This is a genomic window from Janthinobacterium sp. 344, from assembly GCF_900112025.1.
Taxonomy (GTDB): Bacteria; Pseudomonadota; Gammaproteobacteria; order Burkholderiales; family Burkholderiaceae_D; genus Janthinobacterium.
Window position 1 is genome coordinate 1,246,625 of the sequence record NZ_FOKL01000001.1, and the last position, 14,892, is coordinate 1,261,516.

A 14,892-nucleotide genomic window follows, 5' to 3' on the forward strand; every position below is an offset into this window, starting at 1 on the left:
CACTTTAACAACAAAATGTGTCGGCTTGATGACGGGGCCAGGCCGCTTTGCGGGGGGGCGATATGCTAAAATGTCGGCCACAATTGAACACCCGTCTAAGGAAGATTCGACATGGCAGGACATAGCAAATGGGCCAATATCAAGCATAAAAAGGCTGCCACCGATGCCAAGCGCGGCAAAATCTGGACGCGCCTGATCAAGGAAATCACGGTCGCGGCCCGCATGGGCGGCGCCGATATCGCGGCCAATCCGCGCCTGCGCCTGGCAGTCGACAAGGCTGCCGACGCGAACATGCCAAAAGACAACGTCCAGCGCGCGATCAACCGTGGCAGCGGCGGCGTCGATGGCGCCAACTATGAAGAAGTGCGCTACGAAGGCTACGGCGTGGGCGGCGCGGCCGTCATCGTCGAATGCATGACGGACAACCGCGTGCGCACGGTGGCCGAGGTGCGCAACGCCTTCAACAAGAATGGCGGCAACATGGGCAACGAAGGCTCCGTCGCCTTCATGTTCCAGCACTGCGGCCAGCTGCTGTTCGCGCCGGGCACCGACGAAGACAAGCTGATGGAAGCGGCCCTGGAAGCGGGCGCCGAAGACGTCATCGCCGACGAGGAAGGCGGCTTCGAAGTGCTGACCCCCGTGCACGATTTCGCCGCCGTCAAGGAAGCGCTGGAAGCGGCCGGCTTCAAGGCCGAAGTGGCCGAAGTCATCATGAAGCCGGCGACGGAAACCGTGTACACGGGCGACGACGCCATCAAGATGCAAAAGCTGATCGATGCGCTGGAGCTGCTCGATGATGTGCAGGAAGTCTTCACCAACGCATTAATAGAGAATTAATCTAGAGAATTAATCACTCTGCACACAAGGGCGGCACCGCCGCCCTGCAACCCACACTGAACGAACGGTCCCTATGAAAATTCTGGTAGTCGGCTCTGGCGGCCGCGAACACGCCCTGGCCTGGAAACTGGCCCAGTCCGAACGCATACAGATGGTATATGTCGCGCCGGGCAACGGCGGCACCGCGCGCGATGCGCGCCTGGTCAATCTCGATATCAGCGACCCGCAATTGCTGGCCGACTTCGTTCAGCAGGAACACATCGGCCTGACCGTCGTCGGTCCGGAAGTGCCGCTGGCCGCCGGCATCGTCAACCTGTTCCGCTCGCGCGGCCTGAAAATCTTCGGTCCGACGAAGGAAGCGGCGCAGCTGGAATCGTCGAAGGACTTCGCCAAGGCCTTCATGCAGCGCCACGGCATCCCGACGGCCGCCTACCAGACGTTCTCCGACGTCGCTCCGGCGCACGCCTACGTCGACGCCATGGGCGCGCCCATCGTCATCAAGGCCGACGGCCTGGCCGCCGGCAAGGGCGTGGTTGTGGCATTGACCCTGGAAGAAGCGCACCAGGCGGTCGACAACATGCTGTCGGATAACCAGTTCGGCGACGCCGGCGCGCGCATCGTCATCGAGGAATTCCTCGCCGGCGAAGAGGCCAGCTTCATCGTCATGTGCGACGGCAAGAACATCCTGCCGCTGGCCACCAGCCAGGACCACAAGCGCCTAAAGGACCACGACCAGGGTCCGAACACGGGCGGCATGGGCGCGTATTCGCCCGCCCCGATCGTCACGCCGGCCATGCATGCGCGCGTCATGCGCGAGATCATCGTGCCGACCATCCAGGGCATGGCCAAGGACGGCATCACGTTCACGGGCTTCCTGTACGCGGGCCTGATGATCGACGACAAGGGCACGCCGAAGACGCTGGAATTCAACTGCCGCATGGGCGACCCGGAGACGCAGCCCATCATGGCGCGCCTGAAGACCGACCTGGTCACCGTCATGGAACACGCCGTCAACGGCACGCTCGACGCCGTGGAACTGGAATGGGACCGCCGCACGGCCGTCGGCGTCGTCATGGCCGCCGCCGGCTACCCGGACGATCCCGTCAAGGGCACGCCGATCGGCGACATCCCGGCCGAAACGCCAGACTCCGTCACCTTCCATGCGGGCACCCGCATCGAAGGCGAGCGCCTGGTCACGAATGGCGGGCGCGTGCTGTGCGTGGTGGGCCTGGGCGACAGCATCAAGATGGCGCAGAAGCAGGCGTATGAAACGGTGGAAAAAATCCACTTCGACGGCGCGCAGTACCGCCGCGACATCGGCTGGCGCGGCCTGAAGCACTGATCCGCCCCTTGCGGCACACGGCAGGGCCGGCGCGGAACTTCTCCGCCCCGGCCCTGTTGTTTTTTGTGCGTCTGAAAAATGGGCATTGCGCTACCATGCTGCCTTCCTGACAAAGTTGCCGCCCATGACAGCCCACGCCCATCCCGCCCTTGCCGAACTGCGCCAGCTTGGCCTGATCACTGCCACGGAGCTCGGCGAGGCCATGGACGAACTGGCCATCCTCGCCCTGGACGAGGAAGACGATGTCGACATGCCGCGGCTGGACGCCGATGCGGGCCTCGCCGACGCGCTGGCCTGGCTGCTGCGCACGGACCTGCTGCCGCAGGACGCGTTCCTGCCAAGGGTGCGCGACCTGGCGCGCCAGCATGACGGCGCGGCCTTGCTCGAACGCCAGCGGCTGGCCGCCGACGCGCTGCGGCACGTCAACCGCCTGGCCGTCGACACCCTCTACGAGGAAGACCTGATCAACCAGTGGCAGCGCGATGCCGCCCACGCCAGCCTGCCCGCCGACCGCCTGCTCGCCTCGCCGATTGCCGCCGTGCGCGAGATGCTCGCGCAGGGCAGCTTGACGCCGCCACAGTTCGAGGCCCTGCGCACGCGCCAGCACGGTTCGGAACTGGCGCGCATCATCATCGACGGCGCCGCGCGCCAGCTACGCCGCGAGCGGCCCGCCCATGCGCGGCCGGGAACCTGGCTGCTGGCCGCGCTGCTGCTGCTGGCGCTGGGCCTTGCCGGCAGGGCTATCCTCAGCAGGCAGGCCATGGCGCCGCGTGCGGCTGGCATCGAAGGCCCCGCCATCGAACGTGGCGACCTGCAGCCGCGCGCCGCGCACGCCGTGGAGAGTGCGCGCGTGCCCGGCGCCGGTGCGGACCTGTCGATCACGGTGGTGCAGGACGGCGCCACGCCATCGGCGCGCTGAATCAACATACCGGCGCGCAGTAAAAGCCCACGGCACAAGCGCCGGCCTATCACAAAAACGCGTAACAGGGTACAATCCGTCCTTACTTTTTTATTTCGGCCTCGTCGGCCCACGCGATGTCGTCAACTCCCTCTCCTTCGGCCGTCAAGGCCTATTTGCTCGATTTGCAAAACCGTATCGTGCAGGCCCTCGAAGCGCAGGACGGCAAGCCCTTCCTGACCGATGCGTGGCAGCGTCCCGAAGGCGGCGGCGGCATTTCGCGGCTGATCGAGGAAGGCAATGTGTTCGAGCGGGGCGGCGTGAATTTTTCGCACGTCACCGGCGCCGCATTGCCGCCATCGGCAGCGGCCGCGCGCCCTGAACTGGGCGGCAAGGCGTGGGAAGCGATGGGCGTGTCGCTGGTGCTGCATCCACGCAATCCGTATGCGCCGACGGTGCACATGAACGTGCGTTTCTTCAGCACCGTGAATGCCGATGGCGAACCCGTATGGTGGTTTGGCGGCGGCATGGACCTGACGCCGTATTACGGCGACGCGGGCGACGTGAAGCACTTCCACCAGGTGTGCCATGATGCGCTGGCGCCATTTGGCGCGGAACTGCATCCGAAGTTCAAGCAGTGGTGCGACGATTATTTCTACCTGAAGCACCGGCGCGAAGCGCGCGGCGCCGGCGGTATCTTCTTCGACGATTTCAATGCCCTGGGCTTTGACGACAGTTTCGCCATGCTGCGCAGCGCCGGCGACGCCTTTATCGACGCGTATGTGCCGATCGTGGCGCGCCGCAAGGATACGCCCTACGGCGAACGCGAACGCGATTTCCAGTGCTACCGGCGCGGACGCTACGTGGAGTTCAACCTGGTGTTCGACCGCGGCACCCTGTTCGGCCTGCAGTCGGGCGGGCGCACCGAGGCGATCCTGATGTCGATGCCGCCCGTGGTCAAGTGGCGCTACGACTGGCATCCGGAAGCAGGCAGTCCCGAAGCGGCGTTGTATACTGACTTCCTCGTGCACCGCGACTGGCTGCAGGCGTGAACGAAGGCGGCACGGCGGGCAGCATGGCAAAAACCGCGGCATGCGTGACGCTGCTGGGCGGCAGCTACGATCCGGTGCACATGGGCCATGTCGCCCTGGGCACGCATTTTTCCAGCCTGCTGCACGCCGATGAATTGCGCGTGATTCCGGCGGGCGCGCCCTGGCAAAAGGGTACGCTGGGCGCCAGTGGCGCGCAGCGCGCCGAGATGGCCGGCCTGGCCTTTGCGGGCCTGCCGCTGCCCGTGGTGATCGACCGCCAGGAAATCGAGCGCAGCGAACAGGGGCAGGCCAGCTACACCATCGATACCTTGCGCCAGGTACGCGCGGAACTGGGGCCGCGCGCTTCCATCGTTTTCCTGATGGGCGCCGACCAGCTGCAGCGGCTCGCCACCTGGCGCGAATGGCAGCAATTATTTGAATACGCGCATATCTGCGTCGCAGCCCGCCCCGGCTTCGCGCTGAATGACACCGTAGTGCCGCAAGTGGTCGCCGACGAATTTTCGCGCCGCCTGGGGACACTGGACAGCATCCGCAACACGCCGCACGGTCTGACTTATCTGGCACAGGACTTCGCGGTGGATATCTCCGCCACCGAAATACGTGCGGCATTACAACGGGGGAATCGGGCAAACTCGCTTGTTTCCCCGCTAGTGCTAGACTATATTGAACAACATAATTTATACAAAAGCTAAATGGACATCAAAAAACTGCAAACCCTCGTCGTTGACGCCCTTGAAGACGTCAAAGGCCAAGACATCACTGTCTTCGAAACGAGCCACCTGACCAGCCTGTTCGACCGCATCGCGATCGTCTCCGGCACCTCGAACCGTCAAACCAAGGCGCTGGCCGCCTCGGTGCGCAACAAGGTCAAGGATGCCGGCGGCGACATCATCGGCATGGAAGGCGAGGACACCGGTGAATGGGTGCTGGTCGATCTGGGCGACATGATCGTTCACATCATGCAAGCACCGATCCGCGCCTACTACCGCCTGGAAGAAATCTGGGGCGACACCCCGGTCAAGCTGGGTGCCGCCAAGCGCGCGCCGAAAAAAGCCGCCGGCGACGAGCCGAAAAAGGTCAGCGGCCATCTGGCGGCAAGCAAGGCCAATGTGGAAGCGACGCCCGTGATCGAGAAAAAGGCGCCTGCGAAGAAAGCTGCGGCCACCACCGCCGCCAAGAAAGCCCCGGCCAAGAAAGCCACCGCTTCCAAAGCCGTCGGCAAGACCGTGAAAGTCGCGCCAACCAAGACCGAGGCGGCTGCCGTCAAGGCCTTGAAAGCGCTGCCGGAGAAAAAAGTGCGCGCCCCACGCGCGGCCAAGCCGGCAGCCGATGCTGCACCGGCAAAAACCGTGATCAAGCGTATCAAAAAAGTCGAAGCGTAATCCTCGATGCAGCTCATCATCGCTGCGGTCGGCCATAAAATGCCGGCCTGGATAGAGACGGGCTTCGCGGAATACGCGAAGCGCATGCCGCCGGAACTGCGCATCGTGCTGAAGGAAATCAAGCCGGTGGAGCGTTCCGGCAGCAAGACCGCCGCCACGGCGATGGCGCTGGAACGCGAACGCATCGAAGCCGTCCTGCCCAAGGGCGTGCGCATCATCGCCCTCGACGAACGCGGCAAGGACCTGACCAGTGTCGGCCTGTCGCAGCAGTTGATGGCGTGGCAGCAGGATGGCCGCGACACGGCTTTCCTGATCGGCGGCGCCGACGGTCTCGATCCGCAACTCAAGGCACGTGCCGAAGGCATGCTGCGCATTTCCAGCATGACCCTGCCGCACGGCGCGGTGCGCGTGATCCTCGCCGAGCAGCTGTACCGCGCCTGGTCGATCACGCAAAACCACCCCTATCACCGCGTCTGAACTCCCCCATGAAAACGGCTGATCACAAGATCTACCTCGCCTCCAAAAGTCCGCGCCGGCGCGAACTGCTGCGCCAGATCGGCATCGATTTCGAATTGCTGCTGCTGCGCAGCGACGGCCCGCGCGGCGCCGACGTCACCGAGGAAGTCCTGCCTGGCGAGTCGGCGCTCGATTACGTCGCGCGCGTGGCGAATGAAAAGGCCGCCTTCGCCTGGGACCTGGTGCGCCGCCGCCACCTGACCCCGCGCCCCGTGCTGGCGGCCGATACCACCGTCAGCATCGACGGCGTGATCCTCGGCAAGCCAGCCGACCGGGCCGAGGCCGTGGCCATGCTGCAGCAGCTGTCGGGCCGCACGCACCAGGTGCTGACCTCGATCGCCGTGCACTACAAGGACTTCGCCGAACAGCGCACGCAGATTTCGCAGGTGCGCTTCGGCGTGCTGTCGCCCGCCTCGATCGCCGCGTATTGCGCCACGCCGGAACCGTACGACAAGGCCGGCGCCTACGGCATCCAGGGCAGCGCCGCGCTGTTCGTCGAGCACATCGAAGGCAGCCATTCCGGCATCATGGGCCTGCCCCTGTACGAAACCGCACAGTTGCTGCGGCAAGCAGGTTTGCCCCTGCCCTGATCCCGGGTATGATGTCATTCGTTGCCTCCACTCCCGCGCCTCCATGAACGAAGACATCCTGATCAATATCACGCCGCAAGAAACCCGCGTCGCCCTCATCCTGCAGGGCGCCGTGCAGGAATTGCACATCGAGCGCACGCTCACGCGCGGCCTGGCCGGCAATGTGTATTCCGGCAAAGTGGTGCGGGTATTGCCGGGCATGCAGTCGGCCTTCATCGACATCGGCCTGGAACGGGCCGCCTTCCTGCACGTGGCCGACATCTGGGAAGCGCGCGGCCACGACGGCCAGAACGCCACGCCGGCGCCCATCGAGAAAATCCTGTTTGACGGCCAGGTGCTGACGGTGCAGGTCATCAAGGACCCGATCGGCACCAAGGGCGCGCGCCTGTCGACGCAGATTTCCATCGCCGGGCGCATGCTGGTGTACCTGCCGCAGGACAAGCACATCGGCATCTCGCAGAAAATCGAAAAGGAAGCGGAACGCGAACTGCTGCGCACGCGGCTGCAAAGCCTGCTGCCGCCCGACGAAAAAGGCGGCTACATCGTGCGCACCATGGCCGAGGACGCGTCCGACGCCGACCTGAAGGCGGACGTCGACTACCTGAGAAAAACCTGGAGCACCATCACGCACGGCGCGCGCACGCGTCCCGCCACCAGCCTGCTGCACCAGGACTTGAGCCTGGCGCAGCGCGTGCTGCGCGACTTCGTCGGCGATGAAACGGCCACCATCCAGGTCGATTCGCGCGAAAACTACGTGAAATTGCGCGAGTTCGCGGAAATCTACACGCCCAGCGAACTGACGCGCCTGCAGCACTACACGGGCGAGCGCCCCCTGTTCGACCTGTATGGCGTGGAAGAGGAAATCTTGCGCGCCCTGGGCCGCCGGGTCGACCTGAAATCGGGCGGCTACCTGATCGTCGACCAGACGGAAGCGATGACCACCATCGACGTCAACACGGGCGGCTTTGTCGGCGGGCGCAATTTCGCCGACACGATTTTCAAGACCAACCTGGAGGCGGCGCACGCCATCGCGCGCCAGCTGCGCCTGCGTAACCTGGGCGGCATCATCATCCTCGACTTCATCGACATGGACAACGCCGAGCACCGCAACGCCGTGCTGGCCGAACTGAAACGCACCCTGTCGCGCGACCGCACCAAGGTTTCGGTGAGCAACTTCTCGCCGCTGGGCCTGGTGGAAATGACGCGCAAGCGCACGCGCGAATCGCTGGCGCACATCCTGTGCGAACCGTGCCCCGCCTGCGCCGGCAAGGGCCAAGTCAAGACCTCGCGCACCATCTGCTATGAAATCCTGCGCGAACTGCTGCGCGAAGCCAAGCAGTTCAACCCGCGCGAATTCCGCATCCTCGCCTCGCAGGAAGTGGTCGACCTGTTCCTGGAGGAGGAATCGCAGCACCTGGCCATGCTCGGTGACTTCATCGGCAAGAAAATCTCGCTGCAGGTGGAAAATGCCTACCACCAGGAGCAGTACGACGTGATTCTGATGTAGCCATGGCCGGCGACTCCGCCTTCTGGCGCGACCCGGCGCTCCCCCACATGGAGAGCCGGCGCGCCTGCCACAGCCGCGCCTGCTACAAAGCGCACAGCCATCCCACGTTTTCCATCGGCGCCGTCGACGCTGGCGGCAGCCTCTTCACGGGCAGCCATGGCCGCCAGAGCGCCCTCGGCCCAGGCAGCCTGGTGCTGGTGCCGGCCGGTTGCGTCCATGCCTGCAATCCCCTGCCCGATCAAGCCTGGAGCTACCAGATGCTGCATCTCGATGCGCAGTGGCTGCACGGCGCGGTGCCGCAGCTGTGCACGGACAGCGCCACGGTGTTGCACGATCCCGCCCTGTACGCCCGTTTCTGCGCCATGAACGCGCTGCTGTTTTCCTGCGCCTGCGTGGCGGACAAGCAGGCTGCGCTGCTGGCCTGGCTGCATGCCTGCGCCAGCGCCGGCGGAGGGCGCGCCCTGCCCTCGACGGCCGCGCGGCTACCCGCGCAATTGCTGCCGGCCGTCGAGGCCCTGGCGGCGCAGCCGCTGGCCAGCCTGGCACACCTGGCGCAGCTGGCGGGCATGAGCCGCTACCAGCTGATCCGCGCCTTCCGCGCCGCCACCGGCATGACGCCGCATGCGTATCAGCTGAACCTGGGCGTCAACCGCGCCCGCGACGGCTTGCAGGCGGGCGGCGCCCTGGCCGATATCGCCTGCGAGCTGGGCTTTGCCGACCAGAGCCATCTGCAGCGCGTCTTCAAGGCGCATGCGGCCATCACGCCGGGCCGCTACCGCAGCTGATCCCCCGCCGCCTGCAATTTTCTTCAATACACGCGGCAAGCCCTGCCCGCATACTCGCGCATCGCCATTGCCGGAGCCGCGCTTCATGCAGGATTTTGCCCTTATCGCCGCCGCCCATTTCCTCGCGCTGCTGTCGCCGGGCCCCGACTTTTTCCTCGTTGCCCGCAGCGCCCTGGCGCAAGGCTGGCGCGGCGCGGTGGGCGCCTGCCTCGGCATCACCCTGGCCAATGGCGTGTTCATCGTGGCCGCGTTTGGCGGCGTGGCCGTGCTGCATCCGGGCAGTACGCTCTTCCTCGCCGTGCAGCTGGCCGGCTGCGCCTATCTGCTGTACCTGGGCTGGCTGTTCCTGCGCCATGCGGGCAAGAGCCTTCTGGACGCGCTGCCGGCCACAGGCAAGGCGCATTGGCGCGCCGGCATGGGCATGGGATTTCTCTCGGCGATATTAAATCCGAAGAATGCGCTGTTCTATGTCAGCCTGGCGTCCGTGGTCGCCAGCCGGCAGACCAGCAGCGGCTGGACACTGGCGTATGGCGCGTGGATGGTGTGTGCGGTGCTGGCGTGGGATATGGCGGTGGCGCTGGCGATTGGCAACGCGGCGCTGCGGCAGCGCTTTGCGCGCGCCCTGCCGGCGCTGGAACGGCTGTCCGGCGCCATGCTGATCCTGCTGGCGGCGCTGCTGCTGTTACATGTGGCCGGCAGCGCCTGAGGAATGACGGATCAGGCTGGCAACGGGTCCAGGTAGAACACGGCATACACTTTCAACGGCGACGTCTCGGTCGCTTTTTCCGAACGCACGACGGAGCAGTCGTCAGCGGCCAGGCTGCGCCAGTTCTGGATGCCGGCCTTGGCGAACATGGCGTGCGCGGGCGCGTTGGCGGCCAGGTCCAGCACCAGGCAGGCGTTGCGCGGGCCGGCGCCGTAGTTGACGGCGCGGATCTCGATGCCGAAGGTCGTCATCCACGGTTCCCACAGTCCTTTTTCCTTGCCGGCCGCCATGCGGTCCAGCATCTCGCCGAACGTCAGGCCTTTTTTGACGGTATCACGCAAGGCTTGCAGCGACGGTGCCAGACGCGGATCGGGCTGCTTGTTGCCGGCGCGGATCTCGGCGATCGCTTTCAATTCCTTGATGATGGCCGCGTCGCGTTCCGTGTAGTCGCGCATGCGCGCATAAAACTCGGCGTCGAGGAAGGGATTGACGGTCAGCTTGGCAACGCCCTCTTCGCGGCGTTTCGGGGAGGGCGTGTTGGTTTTGGTCATGGCGATAGAGGGCAAGAGAAACGTTGAGGGGCGCCAGTTTAACACCATGCGCCCCTTGCGGCGACGTGGCGGGCGCTTTAATGTTGCGCCTGGCGGGTGCCAGGTGGCGCCGCCTTGGCGCCCGCCGCGCCAGGTGGCTGGAAGAAACGCCGTGGCCCGAACAGGAAGACGGCGCCCGCGTACAGGCCAGCCAGGGGGAAGCGCACCTCCTTGAGCAACTGGTGAAAAATGGCGATCGAGCGCGCGCGGGTGACGGGAATCTCGGCGCGCCACTGGCACAGCACGTCATGCACGAGGCTGGCATGATAGGTGGCCGGCAAGCCCAGGTGCTGCGCGCCATCGGGCGTGCCCACGTAAAACAGGCCCAGCACGCTGATACAGGGCGAACAGCCATCCCAGGCATAGCCGGCGCGGATGCGGATCGCCGACTCGCGGATGGTGACCCATTCGTTTTCAAACTCGATGCCGTCGAGCAAGGGCGAACAATAACCATAGTCGCTGCCCAGCGCATAGCGCCAGGCGTTGCCGGGCATGCCGAAGTTTTTCGGCATCAGCGGCCTCCCTGCCGTGCTGGCGTTGCTCGTGTCCGCATGGTGTCATCTTGATGTTTATCAATATCAAGATTTAAACATACTCAGGCGAAAGAAGGGCAAGAAGTGTCAGGCGCGCGGCGGCGCCGTCGATTCGCGCTCCACCAGTTCCGGGCGCAGGCGCACGTCCAGCACGGCGGCGTCGGGCGCCTCGATGGCTTGCAGAATCAGGCGCGCCGCTTCCGTGCCGATGCCATGGTGGCGGATGCGGATGGTGCTCAGGGGCGGGCGCATCATGTCCATGTAGGGCATGTCGTTATGTCCCACGACAGAAATATCTTCAGGGCAACTCAACCCCAGTTCGCGGATGGCGTCGTAGCAGCCGATGGCCATCAGGTCGCTGCCGGCCACCACGGCCGTCGTCTGCGGCGACTGGCGCAGCAGTTCCAGCAGGGCCGCCTTGCCGCACTCGCGTGAATAGCCGCTGCTTTCAAAGACGAAGGCGTGGGATGGGTCCAGCTCGCTGGCCTGGATGGCGGCAAGGAAACCCATGCGCCGCATGTGGCCGGTGGACAGGTTTTCCGGGCCGGCGATATGCGCGATATGCCGGTGCCCCTGCAACAGCAGGTGTTCCACGGCCAGGCGCATGCCCACCATGTCGTCGCTGACGACGCAGGAAGCGCCGCCCGTGTCGTCGCTGCGGTTGACCATGACCAGCGGCACGTTCTGGTCGATGCACATCTGGATGATGGGATCGTGGCGGCGCGCCGTGGCCAGGATCAGGCCATCCACCTGCTGCCCCAGCAAGCGGTTGATGACAAACAGCTGCTCTTCCTCGTCGGCCCCCACGTTGGTGACGATGGCCAGGTAGCCATGCTTGCGCAAGCCTTCCTCGATGCCCAGCAGAATGGGCGGGAAGACGGCGTTGGTGATGTCCGGCAAGACCACGCCGATGATGCGCGACTTGCGCGTGACGAGGGTGGAGGCGGCGCGATTCGGACGATAACCGAGCCGGTTCGCCTCGACCAGCACGCGCGCGGCCACCTCGGCGCTGACCATTTGCCGCGTTTGCGGGTTCATCACGCGCGACACGGTGGAAAAATGCACGCCGCTGGCCCGCGCAACGTCGCTTAAGGTGGGGTTCTTGTTTGTCATGGGCTTCCCGGATCGCAATGCGCCGATTTTATCGCAGAAAGCCCCGGAATCGTCAAAAACCGAGCAAACGCTTGCATTGATCTGACGCCCTTCTTCAAAGCGGTTTTGATCGACTTCCCATCAAACGAGCCTTGACAGCGTGCAAACGCTTGCATACCATGGCTCGGATTGACCACTCGGGCCTGTCTGGCCCCTCCCAGAATTCCTATGTCTACTGCCCAAAGCAAGCACGCCGAACACACCGGCGAAGCCTTCAACCTGAAGGAAGCCGCCCTCGCCTATCACGCGCAGCCCCGCGCAGGCAAGATTTCCGTCACCCCCACCAAACCGCTGGGCGACGCTCGCGCCCTGACCCTGGCGTACTCGCCCGGTGTCGCCTTTGCCTGCGAAGCCATCGTGGAAGATCCGCGTTCGGCCGGCACCTACACCTCGCGCAGCAACCTGGTGGCCGTGATCACCAACGGCACCGCCGTGCTGGGCCTGGGCGATATCGGCCCCCTGGCCAGCAAGCCCGTAATGGAAGGCAAGGCTTGCCTGTTCAAGCAGTTCGCCGACGTCGACGTGTTCGACATCGAACTGGCCGAGAACGACCCCGACCTGTTCATCGACACCGTGGTGCGCATGGAGCCGACCTTCGGCGGCATCAACCTGGAAGACATCAAGGCGCCCGACTGCTTCTACATCGAGCAGCAATTGCGCAAGCGTATGAACATTCCCGTCTTCCACGACGACCAGCATGGCACGGCCATCATCGTCGCGGCCGGCATCCTGAACGGCCTGGAACTGGTGGGCAAGGAGATCGGCAACGTCAAGGTGGCCGTCTCGGGCGCCGGTGCGGCCTCGATCGCCTGCCTGGACCTGCTCGTTTCGCTGGGCCTGAACAAGTCGCTGCTGAAAGTGTGCGACAGCCAGGGCGTGATCTATCCGGGCCGCGACGCCAGCATGGAAGAGAACAAGGCACGCTACGCGAATGACACGAGCGACCGCGACCTGGCCGACGCCATGGTCGGCGCCGATATCTTCATCGGCGTGTCGAAAGGCGGCGTGGTGAGCGCGCAGATGGTCGAATCGATGGCCGCCAAGCCATTGATCTTCGCGCTGGCCAATCCGCACCCGGAAATCGCCCCGGAAAAAGTGCATGCCGTGCGCGACGACGCCATCGTTGCCACGGGCCGCTCGGACTACCCGAACCAGATCAACAACGTGTTGTGCTTCCCGTACATCTTCCGCGGCGCGCTGGACGTGGGCGCCACCACCATCAATGAAGAAATGAAGCTGGCCTGCGTGCGCGCCATCGCCGCGCTGGCCAAGGAACCATTGCCGGGCCACGAGTCCAGCGCCCTGACGCCGCTGCAGCTGATCCCGTCGCCATTCGACGAGCGCCTGCGCAGCTGGGTCGCGCCCGCCGTCTCGCAGGCGGCCATCGATACGGGCGTGGCGACACGCGTGCCCAGCGGCACCTGATGCCGGCACCAGGCTTGATCTTCATGCAATAAAACGGCAATAGTTACCATTGCTTACAAAAAAACCATGGCTAAAAACCATGGTTTTTTTTCGTTTAGCCCTTGGAAATGTCAAGTTGTATGAGAACAGCAACTAATTGGCGGCGTATTTCAGAACGACCTTCGATTACAATGGCGCCTGCTTTATGTTGCCACAGTTGCCACGATGATGGTGGCGCGCACGACCCAAGGATCCCATGCTCGGCTTGACCTCTGTTTGCGTTTTTCTTTTCTTCGCCCTGGCATTGGCTGTCACCAGTGGCTATTCGCTGGGTGCCCTGATACTACTGCTGAGCAGCATGCTGCTGCTGTGGAAGCGCCCCCGCCTGAATTTGCAGCGCCGCGACTATCTGCTGATCGGCACCCTGCTGGGATATTTCCTCATCTATACGTGCAACATGCTGTACCACGGCGACCAGGCGCGCGAGCTCGACATGCCTTCGCGTACCCTGCTGGCCATACCCGTCCTGCTGGTGCTGCTGGCCTATCCGCCGCGCCCGGCCGCCTGGTGGGCCGGCCTGCCCATCGGCGCCATCGCCGGCACGGCGCTGGCCGTATGGCAACTGTGCGCACTGCACATGGACCGTCCGCAGGCGGCCACCAGCAATGCCATTCACTACGGTAACGTCAGCATCTTGCTGGGCATGCTGTCCCTGTGCGGGCTGGGCTGGGCACGCCAGCAGCGCCATCGCGGCGCCTGGACCGTGCTGCTGATCGCCGGCGGCGTGGCCGGCGTGGCCGGCTCCATCATCAGCGGCAGCCGCGGCGGCTGGCTGGTGCTGCCCGTCTGCGTTTTCCTCTACGCCTTCCACTACACCCAGGGCCGTGGCAAACACTATATTGCCATCGTGCTGGCGGGCTTTGTGGCGCTCTCCGCCCTGGCCTTTGCCTTGCCCGAGTCGCCCGTGCGCGAACGCGTCGCCGTCGCTGTCGACGATCTGCAGAAATTCAAGCAAAACGATAACGTCACCACGTCGATCGGCCAGCGCATTGAAATGTGGCGCACCGCATTGGAATTGTCCACCGAGCATATCTGGCTGGGACTGGGTAGCGACGGCTATATGGCGGCCAAGCAAACGCTGGCGAACGAAGGCGAGATGGACAAGATGATCCTCCATCATACGAATGCCCACAACGATTACATCGATGCCCTGGTCAAGCGCGGCCTCATCGGCCTGGCCGCCTTGCTGGCGCTGTTCTTCCTGCCGCTGACCCTGTTTGCGAAAGCCCTGCGCCGTGGCAATGCCGCAAGCCGGCCGTTTGCCCTCGCCGGCGTGGTGCTCTGCATCTGCTATCCGATTTTCGGACTGACCACCAGTTCCCTGACCTTGAATATCGGTATCTTCATGCTGGTCTTCCCCATGGTCATGCTGTGGGCGCAGCTGCGCCGGCAAGAGCGCAGCAGCTGACATGCCTGTGCAAGCAACGCATCGTCAATTGTCATTGTTTATCAACATTTGAGCGGCTACGCTGTATCATGGTATTGTCACACGGGAAAATACTAAAAGGCGGCAATGATTGACAACGATTCGATGCACG

15 protein-coding genes and 1 pseudogene are annotated in these 14,892 nt (G+C 64.4%); 13 read left to right on the plus strand and 3 right to left on the minus strand.

The annotated features are described in order from the left end of the window. The first annotated feature begins 111 nt into the window (after positions 1-111). The 11 genes from BM193_RS05555 to BM193_RS05605 all read left to right on the plus strand — a co-directional run bounded on the left by BM193_RS05555 (position 112) and on the right by BM193_RS05605 (position 9,615). A complete protein-coding gene (locus tag BM193_RS05555; protein ID WP_092796020.1) occupies positions 112-837 on the plus strand; it encodes a YebC/PmpR family DNA-binding transcriptional regulator in 726 nt (241 codons plus the stop codon). A gap of 73 nt (positions 838-910) precedes the next feature. After that, complete coding sequence (purD, locus tag BM193_RS05560; RefSeq protein WP_092796022.1) at positions 911-2,179, plus strand: phosphoribosylamine--glycine ligase; 1,269 nt, start codon at positions 911-913, stop codon at positions 2,177-2,179. A 124-nt stretch (positions 2,180-2,303) separates the two neighbouring features. Then, the gene (locus tag BM193_RS05565; RefSeq protein WP_139176030.1) at positions 2,304-3,098 is read left to right on the plus strand and encodes a hypothetical protein; all 795 of its coding nucleotides are present in this window, start codon (positions 2,304-2,306) and stop codon (positions 3,096-3,098) included. Between the two features lie 116 nt (positions 3,099-3,214). Further along, complete coding sequence (hemF, locus tag BM193_RS05570; protein ID WP_092796025.1) at positions 3,215-4,129, plus strand: oxygen-dependent coproporphyrinogen oxidase; 915 nt, start codon at positions 3,215-3,217, stop codon at positions 4,127-4,129. A gap of 23 nt (positions 4,130-4,152) precedes the next feature. Then, positions 4,153-4,821, plus strand: a complete 669-nt coding sequence (gene nadD, locus BM193_RS05575; protein ID WP_092797098.1) for a nicotinate (nicotinamide) nucleotide adenylyltransferase — start codon at positions 4,153-4,155, stop codon at positions 4,819-4,821. Continuing rightward, positions 4,822-5,511, plus strand: coding sequence for a ribosome silencing factor (rsfS, locus tag BM193_RS05580; RefSeq protein ID WP_092796027.1), 690 nt, complete (start codon positions 4,822-4,824; stop codon positions 5,509-5,511). Positions 5,512-5,517: 6 nt separating this feature from the next. Then, a complete protein-coding gene (rlmH, locus tag BM193_RS05585) occupies positions 5,518-5,988 on the plus strand; it encodes a 23S rRNA (pseudouridine(1915)-N(3))-methyltransferase RlmH (RefSeq protein ID WP_092796028.1) in 471 nt (156 codons plus the stop codon). Between the two features lie 8 nt (positions 5,989-5,996). Continuing rightward, positions 5,997-6,617 (plus strand): Maf family protein, encoded by a 621-nt coding sequence (locus BM193_RS05590; RefSeq protein ID WP_092796030.1) that lies wholly within the window; start codon positions 5,997-5,999, stop codon positions 6,615-6,617. A 43-nt stretch (positions 6,618-6,660) separates the two neighbouring features. Continuing rightward, on the plus strand, positions 6,661-8,124 hold the full coding sequence (gene rng, locus BM193_RS05595) for a ribonuclease G (protein WP_092796031.1): 1,464 nt from the start codon (positions 6,661-6,663) through the stop codon (positions 8,122-8,124). Between the two features lie 2 nt (positions 8,125-8,126). Continuing rightward, a complete protein-coding gene (locus tag BM193_RS05600; protein ID WP_217638414.1) occupies positions 8,127-8,909 on the plus strand; it encodes an AraC family transcriptional regulator in 783 nt (260 codons plus the stop codon). An 85-nt stretch (positions 8,910-8,994) separates the two neighbouring features. After that, entirely contained in the window at positions 8,995-9,615 is a 621-nt protein-coding gene (locus tag BM193_RS05605; RefSeq protein ID WP_092797102.1) for a LysE family translocator, read from the plus strand. A gap of 11 nt (positions 9,616-9,626) precedes the next feature. Here the strand turns inward: BM193_RS05605 and BM193_RS05610 are convergent, their stop codons facing one another. The 3 genes from BM193_RS05610 to BM193_RS05620 form a co-directional block, all read right to left on the minus strand. Then, a complete protein-coding gene (locus BM193_RS05610; RefSeq protein WP_254785851.1) occupies positions 9,627-10,166 on the minus strand; it encodes a hypothetical protein in 540 nt (179 codons plus the stop codon). A 77-nt stretch (positions 10,167-10,243) separates the two neighbouring features. Further along, positions 10,244-10,717 (minus strand): hypothetical protein, encoded by a 474-nt coding sequence (locus tag BM193_RS05615; protein WP_175533151.1) that lies wholly within the window; start codon positions 10,715-10,717, stop codon positions 10,244-10,246. A 108-nt stretch (positions 10,718-10,825) separates the two neighbouring features. After that, entirely contained in the window at positions 10,826-11,851 is a 1,026-nt protein-coding gene (locus tag BM193_RS05620) for a LacI family DNA-binding transcriptional regulator (RefSeq protein WP_092796034.1), read from the minus strand. A gap of 207 nt (positions 11,852-12,058) precedes the next feature. Here BM193_RS05620 and BM193_RS05625 point away from each other — a divergent pair. Together BM193_RS05625 and BM193_RS05630 are read left to right on the plus strand one after the other, a co-directional pair. After that, positions 12,059-13,297 (plus strand): annotated as a pseudogene (locus BM193_RS05625) (malic enzyme-like NAD(P)-binding protein); the annotation flags it as partial. Positions 13,298-13,550: 253 nt separating this feature from the next. Further along, positions 13,551-14,762, plus strand: coding sequence for an O-antigen ligase family protein (locus BM193_RS05630; protein ID WP_092796039.1), 1,212 nt, complete (start codon positions 13,551-13,553; stop codon positions 14,760-14,762). Positions 14,763-14,892: the final 130 nt, after the last annotated feature.

Excerpts from the sequence above, each read along its gene's own strand:
- BM193_RS05605 (WP_092797102.1), top strand. The coding sequence starts at position 8,995 with ATGCAGGATTTTGCCCTTATCGCCGCCGCCCATTTCCTCGCGCTGCTG.
- BM193_RS05555 (WP_092796020.1), top strand. The coding sequence starts at position 112 with ATGGCAGGACATAGCAAATGGGCCAATATCAAGCATAAAAAGGCTGCC.
- BM193_RS05590 (WP_092796030.1), top strand. The coding sequence starts at position 5,997 with ATGAAAACGGCTGATCACAAGATCTACCTCGCCTCCAAAAGTCCGCGC.
- purD (WP_092796022.1), top strand. The coding sequence starts at position 911 with ATGAAAATTCTGGTAGTCGGCTCTGGCGGCCGCGAACACGCCCTGGCC.
- BM193_RS05620 (WP_092796034.1), bottom strand. The coding sequence starts at position 11,851 with ATGACAAACAAGAACCCCACCTTAAGCGACGTTGCGCGGGCCAGCGGC.
- nadD (WP_092797098.1), top strand. The coding sequence starts at position 4,153 with ATGGCAAAAACCGCGGCATGCGTGACGCTGCTGGGCGGCAGCTACGAT.
- hemF (WP_092796025.1), top strand. The coding sequence starts at position 3,215 with ATGTCGTCAACTCCCTCTCCTTCGGCCGTCAAGGCCTATTTGCTCGAT.
- BM193_RS05630 (WP_092796039.1), top strand. The coding sequence starts at position 13,551 with ATGCTCGGCTTGACCTCTGTTTGCGTTTTTCTTTTCTTCGCCCTGGCA.
- BM193_RS05610 (WP_254785851.1), bottom strand. The coding sequence starts at position 10,166 with ATGACCAAAACCAACACGCCCTCCCCGAAACGCCGCGAAGAGGGCGTT.
- rng (WP_092796031.1), top strand. The coding sequence starts at position 6,661 with ATGAACGAAGACATCCTGATCAATATCACGCCGCAAGAAACCCGCGTC.
- BM193_RS05600 (WP_217638414.1), top strand. The coding sequence starts at position 8,127 with ATGGCCGGCGACTCCGCCTTCTGGCGCGACCCGGCGCTCCCCCACATG.
- BM193_RS05565 (WP_139176030.1), top strand. The coding sequence starts at position 2,304 with ATGACAGCCCACGCCCATCCCGCCCTTGCCGAACTGCGCCAGCTTGGC.
- BM193_RS05615 (WP_175533151.1), bottom strand. The coding sequence starts at position 10,717 with ATGCCGAAAAACTTCGGCATGCCCGGCAACGCCTGGCGCTATGCGCTG.
- rlmH (WP_092796028.1), top strand. The coding sequence starts at position 5,518 with ATGCAGCTCATCATCGCTGCGGTCGGCCATAAAATGCCGGCCTGGATA.
- rsfS (WP_092796027.1), top strand. The coding sequence starts at position 4,822 with ATGGACATCAAAAAACTGCAAACCCTCGTCGTTGACGCCCTTGAAGAC.